Source organism: Halomonas colorata, from assembly GCF_014897985.1.
Classification (GTDB): Bacteria; Pseudomonadota; Gammaproteobacteria; order Pseudomonadales; family Halomonadaceae; genus Vreelandella; species Vreelandella colorata.
Window position 1 is genome coordinate 1 of record NZ_JABUZA010000017.1, and the last position, 19,039, is coordinate 19,039.

General features: G+C 54.3%; 17 protein-coding genes. 11 read left to right on the forward strand and 6 right to left on the reverse strand.

Annotation, left to right across the window (positions count from 1 at the left end; translation table 11 throughout):
* Positions 1-158: 158 nt before the first annotated feature.
* Positions 159-683, forward strand: coding sequence for a metal ABC transporter solute-binding protein, Zn/Mn family (locus tag INT33_RS10265; protein ID WP_264298935.1), 525 nt, complete (start codon positions 159-161; stop codon positions 681-683).
* Positions 684-691: 8 nt separating this feature from the next.
* On the opposite strand, the gene INT33_RS10270 is transcribed toward INT33_RS10265, so the two are convergent.
* Positions 692-1,387 carry a phosphoglycolate phosphatase gene (locus tag INT33_RS10270; RefSeq protein ID WP_193091833.1) on the reverse strand — a complete coding sequence of 232 codons (696 nt, stop codon included), beginning with the start codon at positions 1,385-1,387 and terminating at the stop codon, positions 692-694.
* Positions 1,388-1,555: 168 nt separating this feature from the next.
* Between INT33_RS10270 and INT33_RS10275 the strand changes: the two genes are divergently transcribed.
* Positions 1,556-2,854 (forward strand): NAD(P)/FAD-dependent oxidoreductase, encoded by a 1,299-nt coding sequence (locus tag INT33_RS10275; RefSeq protein WP_192539226.1) that lies wholly within the window; start codon positions 1,556-1,558, stop codon positions 2,852-2,854.
* A gap of 10 nt (positions 2,855-2,864) precedes the next feature.
* Here the strand turns inward: INT33_RS10275 and rpe are convergent, their stop codons facing one another.
* Positions 2,865-3,560, reverse strand: coding sequence for a ribulose-phosphate 3-epimerase (gene rpe, locus INT33_RS10280; RefSeq protein ID WP_192539225.1), 696 nt, complete (start codon positions 3,558-3,560; stop codon positions 2,865-2,867).
* Positions 3,561-3,861: 301 nt separating this feature from the next.
* Here rpe and cysP point away from each other — a divergent pair, with 301 nt between their 5' ends.
* From cysP to INT33_RS10305, 5 genes are all read left to right on the forward strand, one after another.
* On the forward strand, positions 3,862-4,872 hold the full coding sequence (cysP, locus tag INT33_RS10285; protein WP_192539224.1) for a thiosulfate ABC transporter substrate-binding protein CysP: 1,011 nt from the start codon (positions 3,862-3,864) through the stop codon (positions 4,870-4,872).
* A 9-nt stretch (positions 4,873-4,881) separates the two neighbouring features.
* The gene (gene cysT / locus INT33_RS10290; protein WP_193091834.1) at positions 4,882-5,733 is read left to right on the forward strand and encodes a sulfate ABC transporter permease subunit CysT; all 852 of its coding nucleotides are present in this window, start codon (positions 4,882-4,884) and stop codon (positions 5,731-5,733) included.
* On the forward strand, positions 5,733-6,560 hold the full coding sequence (gene cysW, locus INT33_RS10295) for a sulfate ABC transporter permease subunit CysW (RefSeq protein WP_193091835.1): 828 nt from the start codon (positions 5,733-5,735) through the stop codon (positions 6,558-6,560). Before cysT ends, cysW begins: the two co-directional genes overlap by 1 nt.
* Positions 6,557-7,648, forward strand: a complete 1,092-nt coding sequence (locus INT33_RS10300) for a sulfate/molybdate ABC transporter ATP-binding protein (RefSeq protein WP_192539221.1) — start codon at positions 6,557-6,559, stop codon at positions 7,646-7,648. Before cysW ends, INT33_RS10300 begins: the two co-directional genes overlap by 4 nt.
* A gap of 173 nt (positions 7,649-7,821) precedes the next feature.
* Positions 7,822-8,415 carry a YajG family lipoprotein gene (locus tag INT33_RS10305; protein WP_192539220.1) on the forward strand — a complete coding sequence of 198 codons (594 nt, stop codon included), beginning with the start codon at positions 7,822-7,824 and terminating at the stop codon, positions 8,413-8,415.
* Positions 8,416-8,440: 25 nt separating this feature from the next.
* Here INT33_RS10305 and INT33_RS10310 read toward each other — a convergent pair whose 3' ends face one another.
* The 3 genes from INT33_RS10310 to INT33_RS10320 all read right to left on the reverse strand — a co-directional run bounded on the left by INT33_RS10310 (position 8,441) and on the right by INT33_RS10320 (position 10,164).
* Positions 8,441-9,073 carry a thiopurine S-methyltransferase gene (locus tag INT33_RS10310; protein WP_192539219.1) on the reverse strand — a complete coding sequence of 211 codons (633 nt, stop codon included), beginning with the start codon at positions 9,071-9,073 and terminating at the stop codon, positions 8,441-8,443.
* 45 nt (positions 9,074-9,118) lie between these two features.
* A complete protein-coding gene (locus INT33_RS10315; protein WP_193091836.1) occupies positions 9,119-9,754 on the reverse strand; it encodes a TIGR04211 family SH3 domain-containing protein in 636 nt (211 codons plus the stop codon).
* Positions 9,755-9,834: 80 nt separating this feature from the next.
* Positions 9,835-10,164 (reverse strand): DUF1820 family protein, encoded by a 330-nt coding sequence (locus INT33_RS10320; RefSeq protein ID WP_018916745.1) that lies wholly within the window; start codon positions 10,162-10,164, stop codon positions 9,835-9,837.
* Between the two features lie 224 nt (positions 10,165-10,388).
* Here INT33_RS10320 and INT33_RS10325 point away from each other — a divergent pair, with 224 nt between their 5' ends.
* Genes INT33_RS10325 through INT33_RS10335 form a run of 3 tightly spaced genes read left to right on the forward strand, consistent with a single transcriptional unit; the run spans position 10,389 to position 14,467 of the window.
* Positions 10,389-11,612: an ATP-grasp domain-containing protein gene (locus INT33_RS10325; RefSeq protein WP_193091837.1), complete on the forward strand. Its 1,224-nt coding sequence runs from the start codon at positions 10,389-10,391 to the stop codon at positions 11,610-11,612.
* Between the two features lie 30 nt (positions 11,613-11,642).
* A complete protein-coding gene (locus INT33_RS10330) occupies positions 11,643-13,682 on the forward strand; it encodes a hypothetical protein (RefSeq protein WP_193091838.1) in 2,040 nt (679 codons plus the stop codon).
* Between the two features lie 26 nt (positions 13,683-13,708).
* Complete coding sequence (locus INT33_RS10335; protein ID WP_193091860.1) at positions 13,709-14,467, forward strand: TlyA family RNA methyltransferase; 759 nt, start codon at positions 13,709-13,711, stop codon at positions 14,465-14,467.
* Here INT33_RS10335 and mscK read toward each other — a convergent pair.
* Positions 14,464-17,817: a mechanosensitive channel MscK gene (gene mscK / locus INT33_RS10340; protein ID WP_193091839.1), complete on the reverse strand. Its 3,354-nt coding sequence runs from the start codon at positions 17,815-17,817 to the stop codon at positions 14,464-14,466. The genes INT33_RS10335 and mscK overlap by 4 nt on opposite strands.
* A gap of 155 nt (positions 17,818-17,972) precedes the next feature.
* Here mscK and INT33_RS10345 point away from each other — a divergent pair, with 155 nt between their 5' ends.
* Positions 17,973-19,004 (forward strand): phospholipase A, encoded by a 1,032-nt coding sequence (locus tag INT33_RS10345; protein ID WP_193091840.1) that lies wholly within the window; start codon positions 17,973-17,975, stop codon positions 19,002-19,004.
* Positions 19,005-19,039 lie beyond the last annotated feature (35 nt).

Below are 19,039 nucleotides of genomic sequence, written 5' to 3' on the forward strand. Positions count from 1 at the left end.
ATAACGGCTGGAGCAACTGATGAAATGCGGTGTTATGATGAGACAAAGCCTGAATCCTTTATGAGTAGAGTGTTTGGTCGCACTCTCATTTTACTCACTTGGATCCAGGCTTTTTCATTTATTAATGTTTATGGGACAGCAGTGCGGTCGACCCGCATATGTGGATGGACCCGCAAGGCGCTGCCGCCTATATCGAAGTGATTGCTGAAACCTTAGCAGAGCATTACCCAGCAAAAGCCGACGCGTTTTATGCCCGCGCTGAAGAAACCTATGACGCATTAAAAACGCTCGACAAGATGATTGAGCAGCGCCTGGACGGCGTCCCCAATACCAACCGCTCTCTGTTTACCAGCGAGGCAGGCTTAGGCTACTTTGCACGCGCCTACGGCTTTGAATACGCCGCTATTTGGGGAATGAATAACGAGACTCAAGGTAACGCCGATGCCATGGCCAAAATGAGTGAACGTTTAAATGCGACCCGCCCACCTGCGCTGTTTTATGAGAGCACTGTCGACTGCATCCATATGGATGCCTTGGCGCGAGAGACGGGAATTGCGCTGGCAGGCCCGCTGTATGTTGATTCATTAAGCAGCCAGGACAAACCGGCCTATAACTACCCCGCCATGATGCGTCATAACACCGAACTCATCCATGAAGCGCTAGGCGGCGCGCGCCCTGAGTAGCGACACCGCTACTGGGCATAGGCCTGCTCAGTTTCAGGTTCCAACAGCGCGAGCAGCGATGAAAGCACAACATCCGGCTGACTAAGCTCAATTGGGTCACCATGGTTATAACCATACGGCATGGCAAGCGTTGCAAAGCCTGCGGCCTTGCCCGCTTCAATATCGTGGCGTGAATCACCCACCATCAGGCATTCGCTAGGGGCAACATTACACGCCTTAGCAATATATAAAAGCGGCAACGGCGAAGGTTTTTTCTCGGCCAGCGTGTCTCCCCCGACCCACAGCGAAAACCACTCGAGCAAACCAAAGTGCTCAAGAATCGGCTTAATGAACTGCTCAGGCTTATTGGTAATCAGGGCAAACGTAAAGCCCGCACGATGAAGCGCTTCCAGCGCTTGTTTTACGCCTGGATATAGCGTCGTTAATGCATTAGGCGCGGCGGCGTAATATTCCATAAACGTATCAAGAGCGCGTGCTTGAAAATTCTCCTCTGGCGGATGTCCCAATGCCCAGGTAAGGGCGCGCTCAACCAGCACCGGCGCGCCATTGCCGACCCAATCGCGCACCCGCTCCTCGGTTGGTAAAGGTAAATCAAGCTTACCTAATGTCAGCTGCACCGCGACTGCAAGATCCGGCACAGAGTCGATCAGCGTGCCGTCCAGGTCGAAGGCGACTAGCCGCTTGTCGTTTAGTATGGGATGCATGTACATACTCCTTGAAGATGCGTTTGGCAAAAGCGTTTAACCACGAGGCGGCAGCCAATGATTCATTAGGCCGTTAGTTCAGCATCTTACTGATGTAAAAGTGCTGATGCATTAGTCAGATGCGCTGGAAGCTTCTATGCTCAAGCAAGCTAAGCCAAGGAGAAACCAATGGGCATACCTCGAATTGTTATTGTCGGTGGCGGCGCGGGCGGCCTAGCCCTCGCGACCCGGCTAGGCCATACGCTGGGCAAGCGCAAGCGCGCGGAGGTGGTTTTGCTGGATCGCAGCGCCACTCACGTATGGAAACCCTTGCTGCACGAACTTGCCACTGGCATCTTGAACTCCACCATGGATGAGGTCGACTTTCGCGGCCACTCGAGTACGCATGGCTACCGCTACCAACGCGGCTCTCTGGCTGGACTTGACCGCGACAACAAGACGCTCAACCTCGCTGCCATTGTGGATGAAGACGGCAAAGAGGTGCTGCCCGAGCGTACCCTCGCCTACGATTACCTGGTGCTTTCACTGGGAAGCGTGTCGAACGATTTCGGCACGCAAGGCGTTGCCGAGCATTGCCATTTTATTGATTCGCCTTTGCAGGCAAAGGCCTTTCAGCGCGACATGATCAACACCTTCCTACGCTATGCCGACCCGACGCTCAGAGAGCACACGACCCTCAGTGTAGGTATCGTGGGCGCCGGCGCCACTGGCGTAGAGCTTGCCGCCGAGCTTCTGGATGTCACCCGTCTGCTTAATGCCTACGGCGTGACCGATGTCGACGACAATCAGATCAGCGTTCATTTGATCGAAGCGGCGCCGCGTATTCTGCCCGCACTTTCCGAACGTATCAGCCAGACCGTTCACAAGGAGCTTGACGAGCTGGGGGTCAACATTCACGTGGAAACCGCCATCGAAGAGGCCCAGGAGTACCAGTTGGTGACCAAGGATGGCGAGGTGATCGAAACCGATCTTAACGTCTGGGCCGCGGGTATCAAGGCGCCGGATTTTCTTGCCGACCTGGGGCTTTCGGTGAACAAGAAAAACCAGGTGTGCGTCGAGCAAACCATGCAAAGCGTGGATGATACGAGCATCTTCGCCATGGGGGATTGCGCGAGCTGCCCTCAGGAAGACGGCTCGACGGTGCCGCCGACCGCACAAGCGGTGCGCCAGCAGGCCAGCGTGCTGGCCGACAATCTAGGCAAGGCTCTGGAAGGCAGGCCGCTCAAGCCTTTCAAGTTTCGCAATAAAGGTTCACTGGTATCGCTTGCCCGTTACGATGCCGTCGGCAACCTGATGCGCAGCGGCGCTTCCCGGGGGCTTTTCCTCGAAGGCTGGCTTGCGCGCAACGCCTACGCTTCGCTCTACCGCATGCACCAGGTTTCGATCCATGGCGTGCCCAGAACTGGGCTCACCTGGGTGGTGGACAAGTTGAACCGCTACTTGAAACCCAGAATGAAACTACATTGATCGTGGATGATCAGCGATTCGCCAACGCATCACGCAGCGAGCGCATTACCGAATCAAAGTCGTGCGGGTCGCTCTCTTGACGGGCATTGAAGATCGCCGAGCCGGCAACGAAAGTATCCGCGCCGGCAGCGGCGATCTCGGCAATATTGTCCACCTTTACACCGCCATCGATTTCCAACCGGATTGACCTGTTTGAAGCATCAATACGCGCCCGTGCCTCACGCAGCTTATCGAGCGTGGCGGGAATAAACGACTGTCCGCCAAACCCGGGGTTGACGCTCATCAACAGCACCATGTCGATCTTGTCCATGACATAGTCCAGATAAGAGAGCGAGGTCGCCGGGTTAAATACTAGCCCCGCCTTACAGCCGCCATCGCGAATCAACTGAAGCGAACGGTCGATATGTTCAGAAGCCTCAGGATGAAAGGTAATGTAGCTGGCCCCGGCCTCGATAAAATCACTGATCATGCGATCCACCGGTTTGACCATCAAATGCACATCAATGGGTGCGGTCACTCCATGGTTGCGCAGCGCCTTGCATACCATCGGCCCGATCGTCAGGTTAGGCACGTAGTGGTTGTCCATGACATCAAAATGAACAACGTCAGCCCCGGCGGCCAGCACGTTATCCACCTCTTCCCCCAAGCGGGCAAAATCAGCCGAAAGAATTGAGGGGGCAATTAAATAATCATGCTTAACGCTCATGGGGCACTCCTGATTAACCATTTTAATCATGGGAAAAGGGCTAACTGGCTTGTGCAGGTACAAACCTGGTGACGCCCTTTGCAAAGCGCGCATTTTAACAGAGCGCATCAAAAAAACAGGCGCTGTTTTGTTGTGCCCAAAGGTTAAGCGCTAACGTTAGCGCTTTGAAAGATATATCACGTGTGTTTTGACGCGGCGTTATTTCCAAAAAGAATATAAAACCGATATTGTAATTCCATAATGTCAGGCTTATCTTATGCCCATTGCCATTTGAATCGCCAACCGCCTTTAGGAGCTTGTCATGACGTTACCTGTACTGTTTCGCCGCAGCCTGCTTGCCATTGCATTGGGCGCCAGCATTGCCAGCCCCGCCATGGCGCAAGAACGTGAGCTGCTTAACTCATCCTATGATATTGCCCGTGAGCTGTTCAGCGCTATCAACCCTGAGTTTCAGGCATGGTGGCAAGAAGAGCATGGCGAAGAAATCAATATTAACCAGTCACATGGCGGCTCTTCTGCACAGGCACGCGCCATCATGCAGGGGCTACGGGCGGACGTAGTCACGTTCAATCAGGTAACCGATGTACAGGTGCTAGCAGATGCGGGCTTGGTGGCAGAAGACTGGCAGCAGGCATTTGAGAATAACGCTTCGCCCTACTACTCGACGACCGCCTTTTTAGTACGCAAAGATAATCCCAAAGGCATCGAAAACTGGGACGACCTGGCCAAAGAAGACGTCAGCCTTGTTTTCCCGAACCCTAAAACGTCAGGCAACGGTCGTTATACGTATCTTGCTGCCTGGGGGTTTGCTGACCAGGAATTTGATGGCGATGATGAACAGATTCAGGACTTCATGCGTACTTTCCTGGCCAATGTTTCGGTCTTCGACACGGGCGGTCGCGGCGCTACCACGAGCTTTATCGAACGTGGTATCGGCGATGTTCTGATCAGCTTCGAGTCAGAAGTTAACAATATCCGTAACGAGTACGGTAGTGATGATTACGAAGTGATCGTACCGCCCATCAGTATTCTTGCCGAATTTCCGGTTGCCGTGGTTGGCGAGAATGCCGAGCGCAATGGCAACAGCGACCTTGCGCAGAGCTACCTTGAGTTTTTATACCAGGAAGACACTCAGCGCCTGCTAGCAGGATTTAACTACCGCGTTCACGATGAAACCGTGGTTGAAGAGTTTGCCGACGAGTTTCCGGAAACCGAACTGTTCAACGTTGAAGACGTATTTGGTAGCTGGGATGAGGCGATGACCAATCACTTTGAAAGTGGTGCACTTCTTGATCAATTGCAGCGTCGTTAACAAAACATTATGAGCCGAGCATTACGTCTAACCGGCAACACTCGCGTGTTGCCGGGTTTTGGTCTTTCAATGGGTATCAGCGTGCTATTTATCTCGCTGGTACTTTTATTGCCTATTACGGGGCTGTTTGGCCAACTCTCCAAGCTGAGCCTTGCCCAATACTGGGCGATCATTACCGAAGGGCGGATTGTCGCAAGCTATATGGTCACCATCGGTGCCGCAGCAGTCGCCGCCTTGATCAATGCCGTATTTGGCTTGCTGCTGGCCTGGGTACTGGTTCGCTATGAGTTTCCGGGCAAACGCCTGCTTGATGCGCTGATGGACCTGCCCTTTGCCCTACCCACGGCGGTTGCAGGTATTACGCTCGCCACCCTGTATGCGGGCAGCGGCTGGATGGGACGCCTGCTTGAGCCGTTGGGCTTTCAGGTCGCCTACACCTGGGTGGGTATTGCGCTTGCCATGGCGTTCACCAGCATTCCGTTTGTAGTGCGCACCGTTCAGCCGGTATTAGAGGATTTACCTGCTGAAGTCGATGAAGCCGCCATGTCGCTAGGTGCCACCGACGGGGTCGCCTTTCGCCGGGTCATCATGCCGCATTTGTGGCCAGCCCTGGTTACCGGCACGGGGCTTGCCTTTGTGCGCTCGCTTGGCGAATTTGGCGCGATTATTTTTATCGCGGGCAATATGCCCTACGAAACTGAAATTACCGCCTTGATGATTTTTGTCAAGCTGCAGGAGTACGACTACGCGGGCGCGTCTGCCATTGCTTCAGTAGTGCTGTTCGTTTCGCTTGCCCTACTGCTTGCCATTAATGTCTGGCAGGGCCGCTTTGTCCGCCGCTTGCACGGAGGTAAAGGCTAATGCGTCGAATCGGTGATGCACCGGCCGTTAAACGCCTGCTGATTAGCGCGGCGTTAGTACTGTCGGCGCTGTTTCTTCTTTTGCCACTGGTGGCTATCTTCGCTCAGGCGTTTTCACAGGGCATGGCGGTTTTCTGGTCTAACGTCAGCAATTACTTCACCCTGCATGCGATTGGTTTAACGCTCGGGATTGCCCTGCTTACCATTCCTATCTGTTTGATATTTGGCGTTGCTCTGGCATGGCTGGTCACTCGCTTCAGCTTCCCGGGCAGGCGAATTCTGCAAACCCTGATCGATATCCCGTTTGCAGTTTCACCGGTAGTGGCAGGGCTTATTTATCTGCTGCTTTACGGGCGCAATGGCTGGATAGGCAGTTGGCTGGATGGTCATGATATTCAACTGATGTTTGCCTGGCCGGGTATTTTGATGGTCACCGTGTTTGTGACCTGCCCATTTGTTGCCCGCGAGCTTATTCCCCTGATGCAGGCACAAGGCTCGCGCGAGGAAGAGGCCGCGGCTACGCTGGGCGCGAAAGGCTGGATAACCTTTTGGCGAGTCACGCTACCCAACATCCGCTGGGCGCTGCTTTACGGGGTCATTTTAACCAACGCCCGGGCGGTGGGTGAGTTTGGCGCAGTATCGGTGGTGTCAGGCGCGATCCGTGGTCAAACCAATACGCTGCCCCTTCACCTTGAACAGCTTTACCAGGATTACAACGCGGTGGGCGCCTTTGCCTGTGCCGCGTTGCTGGCCCTGATCGCTCTACTTACCCTGGCGGCCAAGGCAAGCTTGGAATGGCGCGCATCGCGTCGGGAGGCGCTCTTATGAGCATTCGCTTACAGAATATTGCAAAGCATTTTGGCAAAACACTGGCCCTTGAGCCTGTCAATCTGGATATCCATGAAGGCGAACTGGTGGGCTTATTGGGACCCTCAGGCTCGGGCAAAACTACCCTGCTACGCATTATTGCGGGGCTTGAAAACGCCGACCGCTCGCCCGAACCGGGCAGGATCCTGTTCGGCGACCGCGATGTCAGCAACGTGCACGTGCGTGACCGGCGAATTGGCTTCGTATTTCAGCACTACGCACTTTTCCGTCATATGAGCGTGTATGACAACGTCGCGTTTGGCCTGACGGTAATGGCCAAAAAAGAGCGCCCTTCAAGCGGTGAGATTCGCGCTCGCGTTTTTCGCCTGCTGGAAATGGTCCAGCTTGAGCACTTGGCCAAGCGCTACCCAGCACAGCTTTCGGGCGGCCAGCAGCAGCGGGTTTCACTGGCCCGTGCACTAGCGGTAAAACCAGATGTCCTGCTGCTTGATGAACCGTTTGGTGCGCTTGATGCAAAAGTCCGTCAAGACCTGCGCCGCTGGCTTCGCCGCCTGCATAGCGAGCTTAACTTTACCAGCGTGTTTGTCACCCACGATCAGGAAGAGGCTCTGGAGCTTTCCGACCGTGTCGTGGTGATGAGTAACGGGCGTATCGAGCAAATTGACGCCCCCGATACGCTTTATCATTCGCCCAAAAACCGCTTTGTGTTTGAGTTTCTAGGCGATGTAAACCACTTGGAAGGCAACGTTAATAACGCCGTTTTAACCTGTGGCGATGCCTATTTACACGTTGACCTGCCGAATGGCACCGAAGAGCTGCTGCTGCGTCCGCATGAAGTACGTCTGGCTGAGCAGCCAAGCGACACCTGCCATTTACCGGTAGTGGTCACCGCCATTTCACCAGTGGGTGCAGAAGTGCGCGTCGAACTGGAGGCGGACTGGTTAGCCAAGCCTTGGCTTGCCACCGTGCGCCATGCTGATTTTGAGCGCCTTCAAATGCGCCGCGGGCAGCATCTCTATGCCTACCCTCGCCAGTGGCACCGCTTTAAGGATGAAGCACTGGCTGCAGAACGGTCACGGGTAGTTTAAAACGTCATTCCAGCATCAACCTTTATCAGCATAAACTCATGAGTGCTGACGGTATCTTGCTGGTATTTAAGGCGTAACAACGGCATAGTTTGTATAGAGAAACTCAAAGGCAGTTTTTAAGACACGTTCTCAAAGACACCTTCTTGAAACAAACCGTAATAGCGGAGAAAAATATGCTTCGGCGCCAGTTTTTACGTCTTTCAGGTGTGCTTTTGGCAGGCGTTTGGTTAGCGGGCTGTGCAAGCCCCCAATATCTTCAGCTTAGCCCAGAGCGCAGTGGCAACGTACCGCAAACCGGATCAGGCCAGCAGGTAACAGTTGTTGCCGTCGATGGCCGGGAAAGTGAAGTGATCGGTACGCGGGCGGGTGGCAATATGTCAACCGCGCAAATCACGGTTAACAGCCACGAGCTGATTCCCCAACTGCAGGCGGAAGCCGAGCGTGCGGTTCGCGAAATGGGCTTTAACCCCACAACAGAGCAGGCCCAGGGCCGCCCTACGCTGACGCTTGAGCTTGCCAGTTTGCATTACGGACGTGGTGACAGCGGCCAGCCGTTAGTGGACGAGGCCCGCCTTGAAGGTGTTTTCCGCGCGATTGCCAAAAATAAAGGCACGACGTACACCGGCACCTATACCTCACGCCGCACTCAAGGCTACGCAGTCAAGCCGGGTGAAGACACCAACACCCGTATGCTCAATGACCTTTTGAGCGACGGCCTGAACCGGGCATTCAACGACCCCGAACTTGGCCGCCTGCTTGCCCGTTAAGACCGCTAACGCAGCGTGGGGCACACTACAGCGGTGGCCCGCGCCGCTTAAGCGACCATACCGATTCAGTACGGCCCCGCTCATCGGGGCTACCCTTCTCTAACAGCGTTACACGAAAATTCGGCGTAAACAGCTGGGCTATTTCGTCGCCGGGCACGCTATACGGCGGGCCTGCTTCATCATCCTGATGAGTTATGCTGACCAGCAAGCCTTTGGCACCAGGTGGAACTAATTGAGCCAGGTGAAACGCATAGCGTTCTCGCGTTGCCGGCGGCAATGCGATGAGCGAGGCGCGATCATAAAACGCACCTACCTCCGCTGCCTGCTGTATGTGGAGATGAAAAAAATCTCCGCACCAAAGCTCCACACTCCCCTGGCGCGAGATTTCAAACCCCGCTTGAGCGTAGCGTGATACGCCAATCGAGCGCTGGGCCAGAAACTGCTCAATCGCCTCCGGCGCCAGCTCAATTCCTAATACGGGGTGCCCAGCTTCCGCCAACCAGCGCATATCCAGGCTTTTGCCGCATAAGGGAACTAGCACTTTCGTGCCGGACTCGACCTCAAGCGTGGGCCAGTAGTGAACTAGCGCCGGGTGCGGCTGATCCAAGTGAAAACCAATTCGGCCTTCTTGCCAACGCTGTCGCCAGGAAGTACTCATTGAGATCACCTTCACTTTTTTACAGGCTCTGAAACAGCGGCAAGCTTAGAACCAGCGATCACGCTTTTTACGCCGACGCGGCAAGTGCGGCACGATAAGCCCCACGAGCAGGCCAGCACCCGCCACGCCACCGCCATACATGAAATAGCGCATCAGCAGGTCTTCTTCCTGAGTGTCCAGACGCGCCTGTAAAGCACGCACCTGCTGGCGCGACTGCTCGGTTTCGCTATCCAGCTCATTGTTGCGCGCTTCAAGATCGCTGATCCGCTGTTCACGTATTTCCAGCGTTTCGGTCATGGAGGAAGTACGCTGCTCCCAGGTATCGTTGATCCCCGCAAGCTCAGCCGTAAGTTCATCGACACGGTCTTGCAGAACCGGTAATTGCTCGCGTGCGCTAGGGGTTTCCTGAAGCTCATCAGTCAGCACCCATACCGTATCACCGCTGCCACCCCGCACACGCGTGTAATTACCGCTTTCTTCCAGTACCTCTACCTGCTCACCCGCATTGAGTGTACCGATAATACGATATCCATCAGTGGGGCCGCTGCGTACATAAGTGCTTAACGCATCGCTTACCCAGGCCTGATTATCGGTTTGTGCAATTGCCTGTGTACTGGCCACACTTAGCAGCACGCTGGCAGCGGCTGCAACACATGAGAAACGAAATTTATCTGCTTGCATGACGTCATGTCCTGATTAAAAAAACGCTGCATGGCGGACGAAGCCACCAGCGCTAACAGCGTCGCGCTTGTCTTGGGCGCTTACCCTTCGCTACGCGGCGGTAGAGGAAAGGGACGAGGAAACTCAGCAACGCGGGCATCGCTTTTAACTGCCTTCAAAGGTCCTTCGCGCTCCACCTCATCAATACGCACAATCGCATTTAAAGGCAGGTAACTACGCTTGACGCCCTCGAAGGTTCGCTGCAATTTTTCGGTTGCAGGATCAACGACTACCCGTGACGCATCGTCAAAGACAAACTCCTCGACTTCAATAAAGCCCCAGAGTTCGCTTTGAAATATCTCGCGGACGTATAAATCCCAAATTTCACCCTGTTGGTGAACCACCACCCTATAAATCGGCTTGGCCGCCATCTTGGCCTATCCCTCTTGCCATTTGAACGTAAAATTTTCCGGCCTTAGCGTACCATAACCCAACCAGTAGAGCCTTAGATCACGTGTCTTAAAGCGTTAATAAGCGCTAACCGCCCACTTAACGAAGTGCTAATTAGCCGATATGACAGGCATCGTGTAGGGTGAATAGAAGGAAGAAGAGAAGGAAGAAGAAAGGCATACCCCCCCCTACAGGAGTAACGATTATGCAGAAGGATCCAAATAAAGGTTATATCGCACTGCTTGGCTGGAGCCTAAACGCCATCGAAGCAGCAGAAAAATTTGACCGACGCTATATCGTGGTGGCTCCTGACTGGGCTGAGGAGTATTGCCAGCAACATGAAATACCCCATGTCGCCTGGAATTTCGAACGCCTCAATGACCGCTCTTTAGAAATTGCCGAAACGCTTAAAGAAAAAGGCGTAGACGTCGCGATTCCGCTGTTTGAAGAAACGGTTGAATGGGCTGGCGCCATCAATTCCGTTCTGCTTGATAATCCACGCCTTTATGGCCAGTCACTGCTGCTGCGCGATAAAGCTTTGATGAAACGGCGCGCCCAGCTGGGTGGCATCCGCGTGGGGATTTTTGAAGAAGCGCATGATAAAGAAGACGTTGTACGTTTTTTGAAACGCGTCAACCAGACGCTGCTTAAGCTCGATGGCGATCCAAATGATCCTATTCACCTTAAAGCGTTTGATAAAGCGGGCTGCCTTGGGCACCGTGTGATTCGCACCCCTGACGAGATTGATGCCATTCCTGAAGAGGAATTTCCGGTGTTGATGGAGTCCCACCTGGATGGATGGGAATTTGCGGTTGAAGCGTGGATTCATAACGGCAAAATCGCCTTTTTGAATATTTCGGAATACGTAACACTAGGCTATTCCGTGTTTGTGCCCGCCTCCCCCGAGCTTGAAAAATACCGTGATCAGATTACGACTCAGATTGAAAAGCTGATTAAGGCCTTCGATATTGAATTTGGCTTGATTCATCCCGAATACTTCGTTACAAGCGACGGCGAAATGTACTTTGGCGAAGTCGCCTATCGTCCGCCTGGCTTTAAAGTATTTGAGCTGCTGGAACGTGTTTACGGGTTTAACGCCTATCAAGCGTCCATGCTGGTGTTTGATCCAAAAAGCACGCCCGACGAAATCACCGCGTTCTTTCCCAAGGAGGTGGTCGATGCCAACGGGTTTGCCGGTTGTTTCGGCGTTTACCCGCGACGTCGCGTTGTCAGCCGCCTTGAAATCCCGGAAGAGACCGAAGATCACGCTTACTTTGAGTCTCATGAGCTGACCTCGCCGGTTGAAGAAACGGTTACTAAGCGCACCGCTTTTGGTACCCACTGGGGGCTGATTTACTTCAAGGGCGATGACGCACATACCATGCGCGATCTCCTTAAACGTCAGGAAGACCTCGACTTCTATGTATAATCCCAGCTATTACCGGGACAAGGAGTCATTGTGACGCCTCATATCGAGTCGCTTTCAAACGCCGGCAAGCTTGACGAGCTGCTGCACAAACTAGACGAAGCGGTGGCGCTACTAGCCGACGCACCCGCTTTTTCCAAGCCCGGAAAGCTTCCCCGAGTACTGGACACCGCCCGCCGGGTGTTATTACAGCCCGGCGGCTGTGCAGCGCTTGAAACGCGTGCGGCAGCCATTGAAGCTTCGGGCGTTTTTGCAGGTTCAGACTGGGAAACGCCTCAATATCTAGTGCCTACGCTCACGACGTTCTCGCTGAAGAGTGCCGACGCCAACGTAGTGGTTATTGAGGCATTAAGCGAATTACGTTTGCTTGCTGTGGCCAAAGGGGGCTATCAGCATTCACTGCTCTCTCAGGAGCAGGCGCGCCACTATCTGACGCAGGTCATGGCGATTAATCTCTGGCTGCTATTTGGTACGCCCAGTGAAGCCGAGCGGGAAACTCAAGGGCGGCTCTCGACGATTACTCGACAGCTATTTAGCCATCTTGCCGAACGTATTGGCTATGAGCATGTAATTGATCAATTGATCGATGAAATCTGGCGAATCTTGAAGCAGCGACCTATTCAGGTAGACGCTATCAAGCAGATGATTACCCAGATTGCGCTATGCCAGGCAAATCCGGATATTGATTTGGGGGCAAGCGGACAAGGCGCTGATCGCTTAGTAAGCTCACTCTTCGGCCCTACCCAGGCCTGTCGTGAAGACCCAGGCGTGGACATCTATCGTGAGCGCCTTGAACGGATGGACACTTCGGCTTTACAAGCCGAGGCCACGGGGTTCGCCCGCGCCATGCACGATACCGGGCTGGTGTCCCCCTACCACGCCGTGTTAATGCGCCACCTACTTGAAGAGGGCGATTATCTACTCACCGAAGCGATGGGCCTATCCTCGACCGGGCGCGACTGCCTACTGTGTTATCGCGAACTGGTTCATGCACTGATCCGTAGCGCCATTTATCCGGCCACCGCGCAGGCAGTCTATGGCTTGGCGCTGCTGCTTGAACGGGGCATTCTGTATCAGCCGCCAGTGGCACCCGCCATGTGGCGCCAGCTGAATTTGCCGCTTTCCGACTGGACTCAGGCACGTCTAAATCTTGCCTACGGTGAACTCACCACGCCCCGGGCGCGCTTACTTGAAGGGGTTTTATGCATGCTGGGACTCCCTTTAGGGGTAGGCCAGGGCAATAATCCTACCTGTCAGTCGGCCAGGGCGCTTTCCATGTGGGCGTATAACGACCCGGACTACTTGCTGCAAATGGTGGCCTGGGCGGCGCGCGATGATGAAATCATCGTACATTTTGAGGGGCAGCCGATCTCCTCTAAAGAGAGCCAGTCGGGGGTGGCGACAGAGCTCCCGATAGATCTAGACCCCGTTTCGCTGATTGTGGTGCCCCAGCTTGACCGCATTTATGCGGAAATGGGCAGGCGCTGTATTGGCCGTGAAGGTGACCCCCACCGCTGGGTGAACCCTGAGTTTCATGGCTGGTGGTCAGGCCGCGGATTTTGCATCAATGTTGACGTTGCCACAGGGCAACTGACGAATATTGATTCTTTTATACGCCATTTCTATGCCTGCTATCATCCTTTCTACAATGGCAATCAGCCCCTTATCCACCCTCAACCGGCGGGTATTGCGATTACCGATAGCGCCGCCCGCTTCATTGGCTGGCATGCCATCACAATACTGCGCGCATCGCTTGATCCATCGGATATAATGCGCCTGTATTTCTATAACCCCAATAATGACAGCGGTCAGGATTGGGGAGATGGCGTCGTTGTGAGCACTGCCGGTCACGGTGAGCGCTTTGGCGAGGCGTCTCTGCCCTTTGATCAGTTTACCTCGCGGCTATATATCTATCACTTTGATCCTCTGGAGCACGGTGAGCTGGCAACGGTAGCCGATGAAGAGCTTGAAGACGTCAAACAGTATCTATATCGCAGCTGGGGGGGCGCTCGTTTGCCAGACACCGAGCTACAGGCCAATGAAGGCGCCCACTCGTCAATTAATCAGCCATAACCGCGCTTAATTAACCCATGTCTTCTATGTTACGACTCGATCAACTGCTGGTTAGCCAGGGGCTTGCCAGTTCGCGTACCCGTGCCCAGCGACTTATTCGCCATGGCCGTGTTCGCCTTGAGGCGCACCCGCATGCGCTGATCAAACCTTCAGAAAAATGGCCGATAGAGACGCGCTTACAGGTCGATGATGACCCGGAAGAGCGCTACGTCTCGCGCGCCGGTTTAAAGCTTGAAAGCGTACTGAACGTTTTAAATAAACGCCTTGATGGGTTAGTCGTGCTGGACGTTGGCCAGTCAACAGGGGGCTTTACCGATTGCGCGCTGCACTATGGCGCACGTCAGGTGATAGGGATTGAAGTAGGCCACGGGCAGCTTGTCGATTCACTTCGCACAGACCCGCGGGTGACGTGCCTGGAAGGCCTCAATGCCAGGCATATGAGCACATCCCCAGCGCTCCAAGAAGCTATCGCGACACTCCCGCTTGATATCGCGGTGATGGACGTTTCGTTTATTTCACAAACCCTGATCCTGCCTGAAATCGCTGCGCTGCTGCCGCCTGGCGGTGAGCTTATTTCCCTGGTCAAGCCGCAGTTTGAATTAACCCCAGGAGCGCTTGATAAGCGCGGAGTGGTTCGTCGAGCGGCTGACTACAAGGTTGTTGAGGAGAAAATTCGTACGGCGTGCAGCGCCTGCGGGTTAGCCGTACAGCACTGGCAGGAAAGCCCGATCACCGGTGGAGACGGCAATCGGGAGTTTCTTCTTCACGCCATCAAACAAGGCTAGCTAAGCGTGGCGGGCGGCAGCCGCTTTATCGACTGCACCTTGGCGGCTTCCCCCTTGTCACGGTGCAGCCAGACATCCATCTGCTCGAAAGCGACTCGAACGTCTGCCTCCCGGAACAGCTGATCCACCCGGCAGTTCACTTCATCCGCCGCAAACAAGCGATCCACCAGGTCATTAACAAAGATGCGCAGCTCAAAATTGAGGCTGTGGTTGCCATAGCTTAAGCAGAAAACCTGGGGTTCCGGGTCAGCCAGCACCCGCTCGTTCTCGTCAGCCGCCTGGCGCAAAAGTCGATGCACTTTGTCTAAATCAGAGCCGTGAGCAACGCCGTAGGTCAACACCACCCGAGTGATGTTATCGGAAAGCGACCAGTTGATCAGCTGATCGGTGACAAAGGTCTTATTGGGGATAATGATCTCTTTACGATCAAAGTCTGTAACCGTGGTGGCGCGTATCCGAATACGGCTTACGGTACCGTGCAGGTTGCCAAGCGTAATCGTGTCGCCAATTCGAATAGGGCGCTCGAAAAGAATAATCAAACCTGAAATGAAGTTGGCAAAAATTTCCTGCAAGCCAAACCCCAAGCCCACGCTGAGCGCCGCCACCAGCCACTGCAGTTTATCCCACGACACGCCTAGCGTCGCCAGCGCCATCACAATGCCCGTGCCTACAATTGCATAGGAAAGCAGCGAGCTTATGGCGTAGGCGCTACCCTGCTTTAACGCCAGGCGAGATAGCACCATGACCTCCAAAAGTCCCGGCAGGTTGCCCGCCATGATAATAGTAATGGCCACAATCAAGAGTGCCGTAAACACATCGGAAATCGACAGCGTATCGCCGACCAAATCGCCCTCTTCGGCATCCCATAGCGAGACGTGATCCAGATAACCCAGCACGGATAACAGGTCTGCCCACACCAGGTACAAAAGTGCGCTGAAACCAATCAGCAGAATCAGTTTGGAAAGGCGCAGCGACTGGCTGTTGATTTTCTCCATATCCAGCGGTGGCTCTTCCACTACTTCAAGCCCACCTTCAGCCCCCTCCTGCACCTGCGCCCGGCGGCGAGCCAGAGCGCGTCGATAGGCAAGCCGCCTGGCGGCAACGGCCAAGCTGCGCACCACCGTTGCCTCGACCACAATCCATAGCCCCAGCAGGTACAGCGTAATGGCAAAGCGGCCCACCAGGCGTAGCGCCGTATATTCATACCCCCATACCATCAGCCCCAGTAACACGAGCGGTATGGATGCCATGGCAAGCCCCAGCATCAATCGAAACAGACGAACGCCAAAAAACGGTATATGCGACAAAATCAGCTGGGCTAGCCACCAGCTCATGGCCAGAAGCCCTACCGTAATCAGCGCCATGGCGACAGGCCGCATCGCCAATGGGGTTTCCATCTGTTCTGACATGGCCGCAATGGCCACCACTGGCACTAATGCTAACCCTAGCCCACGCAGCAGTTCGCGCAGCCGAGCATTGTAATGAGCCGACCAGGTAAAATGTCGTTCGGCCACGCCGTCAGCCACTAATAACCTGCGCCCCCACGCCACCACGGCCCAGCTTAAGGCCAATTGCAGCAACGCTGGTGAAACGCTATGGGCCAATGCGCCCTGGGTTGCGCTAAGTCCTAGTCCTACGCCCGCCAGCGCTAGCGGCCCGGGGATCGCGAGCAGCGCGTTTAAGAGCACCGCTTTTGGGGTATGCAGTTGGGTATCGCTTTTTAAGCGACCAATCTGTGAATGAATGGCAGCAAGACCTGCCTTGATACGCCGCCGCAAACCCACTAATAACAGGCTTACCAGTACCAGAGGGGCACCGCTGAGCACCTCCCAGGAAACGCCCTTCCAGTGACTGGGCAAAATGGCTCGCCACTCGCCTTCTCGCCACTCCTGGCGCGCGTTGTGGGGCAGTTGGCGCATCCAATTCAGATCCAGCGGTCGGCTGTTAGCCACCCAAAACAACTGCTCATCGATGGTCGTACGCAGCTCTCGGGTAGTGGTCAATAGCTGTTGCTGATTAAGCTGCAGCTCAATGGCAGCACTTAGCAGGCTGCCATAAGATTGCTCTAATTGTTCAACCAGCTCACGGCGCGACTGGTAAAGCCGTGAAAGCGAACTGACCAAGCCGGGGGTCACCTCAAGTCCAGCCTCTTCCAGGCGCTGGGTCGCCAGCCGCTCGCCTTGGCGTAACTGGTCGCGCTGGCGAATCAAGTCAAACTGCTTTAGTCGCAGGTCGGCAATTTCGTCCTGAAGATCACGACGCGGCACAATCGATGGCAATGATTGACGCTGCTCACGCAGAATCCGTGAGAGTAACTGGCTGCCACGGATAGCATCGATTTGCTCGTTAAGACTGCGCTGCAGCTGACGCACATGATCCAACTGACGCTGCGCTTCGATATTCTCACGCACAATGCTGTTGGAACGATCCGTCGCACGCAGCAGCTCCAAGCTAAGCTCTTGGTTAATTTGCTGGGCACGTAAGACAACGGGATGCCCTTCGGCAATTAAAGGATCATCCCTGGCGGCATCGGCGATCGCCTGTTCCGACTGCAGACGGCGCTGCCGATCAATCGCTCCCTGTAGTAAATTTAAGCGCTGCTCCTGACGGTCGATCTGCATTGAAAGCAGATCACGCCGCTGCTGCGCCAGCTCACGTAACCGGCTATTGGCGCTTAACTCGCGCTGATTATAAGTGACCTCTCGCTCCGCTAAGGCGCGCTCTAGGCGTAGCTGGATCAGTTGAGCATCGTTCAGAGGAGAAAGCTGCCGGTCAGCCAGGAGCGCTTCCCGCTCATCGTGCTGGCGACGTAAGACTTCAATGCGCTGAAGCGCTTCAGAAATTGACTGCTGAGCTCGCTCGGGTAGGGTTTGAGCAGAAAGAAGCTGCGAATTCACTTCCGCCAGTTGGCTCTGCAACTGTTGTAGCTCTACGACAGCATCCGTCTGCTGCGCTTCGAGCGTATCAAGCGGCGTGTCGGTTAAATCGGTAACGCTTAATTGCTGACTATCATCGTTAATGTCATTGAGTTGGCGCTCCAAGAGCTGCCGCTGTTCTGGCGCCTGCTCGACACGCTGAGTTAATGCCGACAACCGCTCTTCAACCGCGCTTAATCGCTCATAGGCCTGCAAGGCAGCTGCGAGTGCATCTTTATCACGCCCTTGTTGGGGTGTAAGTTCGCCTTCAGCCGCATCTAATTCGGCGAGCCTTTCGGCCAGCTCTTTTTGGGGGGGTACCCGGTCAAGTGGGGGGTAATCGGCCGCGTGAACATGAACGCAAGCCATCAATACCCACAGCAAAAACAGGCTTCTAACTAGCCAACTGCCAGCAAATCTCACCACGTCAATCATGCCCTCACAGACATTATTAAAACCCGCCGATACGGAAACAGTTGCTATTGTCAGGCGTTCTAAGGATAAGCGCAATGAAGAGGAGTTGACTTACACCCTCCGCGTGTATAGAAACAACCTTGATAATTGTTCTCCCCTATTTGCGAGCCACCTAGATGGTCATCCGAAAACTGATGTTGGTCGGTCTAACGGTATTGCTAAGCGCCGAAATGCTCGGTAACGCCGCATTAGCAGAATCGAAAGAAGAAATTGAAGCACGTATCCGTGCGCTTGATAATGAGCGCTATCAACTTAACCAGCAGTTGCAGCAAATGCACGCGTCTGATGAGTCATCAGCCGATGTGGCTGATGAAACGCTGCCTGTGGAACAGGCGCGTGAGGATCTCATTGAACGCCGTCAATTGGAGCAAGAGTCCACTCGAAATCCCTTCTCTATTACCACGCATCGCACTAACTACTTATTCCCGGTTAGTTACAATGCCAAGCAAAACAATGAGAATTTTCGCAATGTCACCACTGATGCCGGGCCTGATAGTAACGAAGTCAAGTTTCAGCTCAGCGTTAAGGTAAATTTAGCGGAAGATATTTTCGGTCGTGTGGGAGATGTCTACTTCGGCTATACCCAGCGCAGCTGGTGGCAGGCATACAATACCGATGCCTCTTCACCGTTTCGGGAAACCAACTACGAGCCCGAAATATTTATCGACTTCGATAATGCCTGGAGCGCTTTAGGATGGGTCAATACGCGCAATCGAGTGTCCTTTAACCATCAGTCCAACGGTCGCTCTGACCCACTTTCGCGAAGCTGGAATCGCGTCTATTTGGAAAGCATTTTTCAGCGCGGCGATTGGGCGTTGACATTAGCTCCCCATTGGCGTGTGCCAGAATCAGAAAGCGATGACGATAATCCTGATATCGAGCGGTATATGGGTTACGGCGATATTCGGCTTGCTAAGCGGCTTGAGAACAATCATGAAATCAGTGGCCAATGGCGAGGCAACCCCAGCGCAGGGCATCATGGTACTCAGATCGACTATAGCTGGCCCACGTTTAACAATTTGCGAGCCCACGTGCAGTATTACTATGGCTACGGTGAAAGCATGATTGATTACGACAACCGCGTTCATCGCCTAAGCATTGGTTTTAGCTTAAACCCATTATTTAGTGCCACTGGATTGAACCGTTAGCAAAACGAGCTTGTCTATCATGTGTCGGCTGCTAT

Excerpts from the sequence above, each read along its gene's own strand:
- cysT (WP_193091834.1), top strand. The coding sequence starts at position 4,882 with ATGAGCCGAGCATTACGTCTAACCGGCAACACTCGCGTGTTGCCGGGT.
- INT33_RS10345 (WP_193091840.1), top strand. The coding sequence starts at position 17,973 with ATGGTCATCCGAAAACTGATGTTGGTCGGTCTAACGGTATTGCTAAGC.
- INT33_RS10305 (WP_192539220.1), top strand. The coding sequence starts at position 7,822 with ATGCTTCGGCGCCAGTTTTTACGTCTTTCAGGTGTGCTTTTGGCAGGC.
- INT33_RS10270 (WP_193091833.1), bottom strand. The coding sequence starts at position 1,387 with ATGCATCCCATACTAAACGACAAGCGGCTAGTCGCCTTCGACCTGGAC.
- INT33_RS10265 (WP_264298935.1), top strand. The coding sequence starts at position 159 with ATGTGGATGGACCCGCAAGGCGCTGCCGCCTATATCGAAGTGATTGCT.
- rpe (WP_192539225.1), bottom strand. The coding sequence starts at position 3,560 with ATGAGCGTTAAGCATGATTATTTAATTGCCCCCTCAATTCTTTCGGCT.
- INT33_RS10275 (WP_192539226.1), top strand. The coding sequence starts at position 1,556 with ATGGGCATACCTCGAATTGTTATTGTCGGTGGCGGCGCGGGCGGCCTA.
- cysW (WP_193091835.1), top strand. The coding sequence starts at position 5,733 with ATGCGTCGAATCGGTGATGCACCGGCCGTTAAACGCCTGCTGATTAGC.
- INT33_RS10325 (WP_193091837.1), top strand. The coding sequence starts at position 10,389 with ATGCAGAAGGATCCAAATAAAGGTTATATCGCACTGCTTGGCTGGAGC.
- INT33_RS10300 (WP_192539221.1), top strand. The coding sequence starts at position 6,557 with ATGAGCATTCGCTTACAGAATATTGCAAAGCATTTTGGCAAAACACTG.
- INT33_RS10335 (WP_193091860.1), top strand. The coding sequence starts at position 13,709 with ATGTTACGACTCGATCAACTGCTGGTTAGCCAGGGGCTTGCCAGTTCG.
- INT33_RS10320 (WP_018916745.1), bottom strand. The coding sequence starts at position 10,164 with ATGGCGGCCAAGCCGATTTATAGGGTGGTGGTTCACCAACAGGGTGAA.
- mscK (WP_193091839.1), bottom strand. The coding sequence starts at position 17,817 with ATGATTGACGTGGTGAGATTTGCTGGCAGTTGGCTAGTTAGAAGCCTG.
- INT33_RS10315 (WP_193091836.1), bottom strand. The coding sequence starts at position 9,754 with ATGCAAGCAGATAAATTTCGTTTCTCATGTGTTGCAGCCGCTGCCAGC.
- INT33_RS10310 (WP_192539219.1), bottom strand. The coding sequence starts at position 9,073 with ATGAGTACTTCCTGGCGACAGCGTTGGCAAGAAGGCCGAATTGGTTTT.
- cysP (WP_192539224.1), top strand. The coding sequence starts at position 3,862 with ATGACGTTACCTGTACTGTTTCGCCGCAGCCTGCTTGCCATTGCATTG.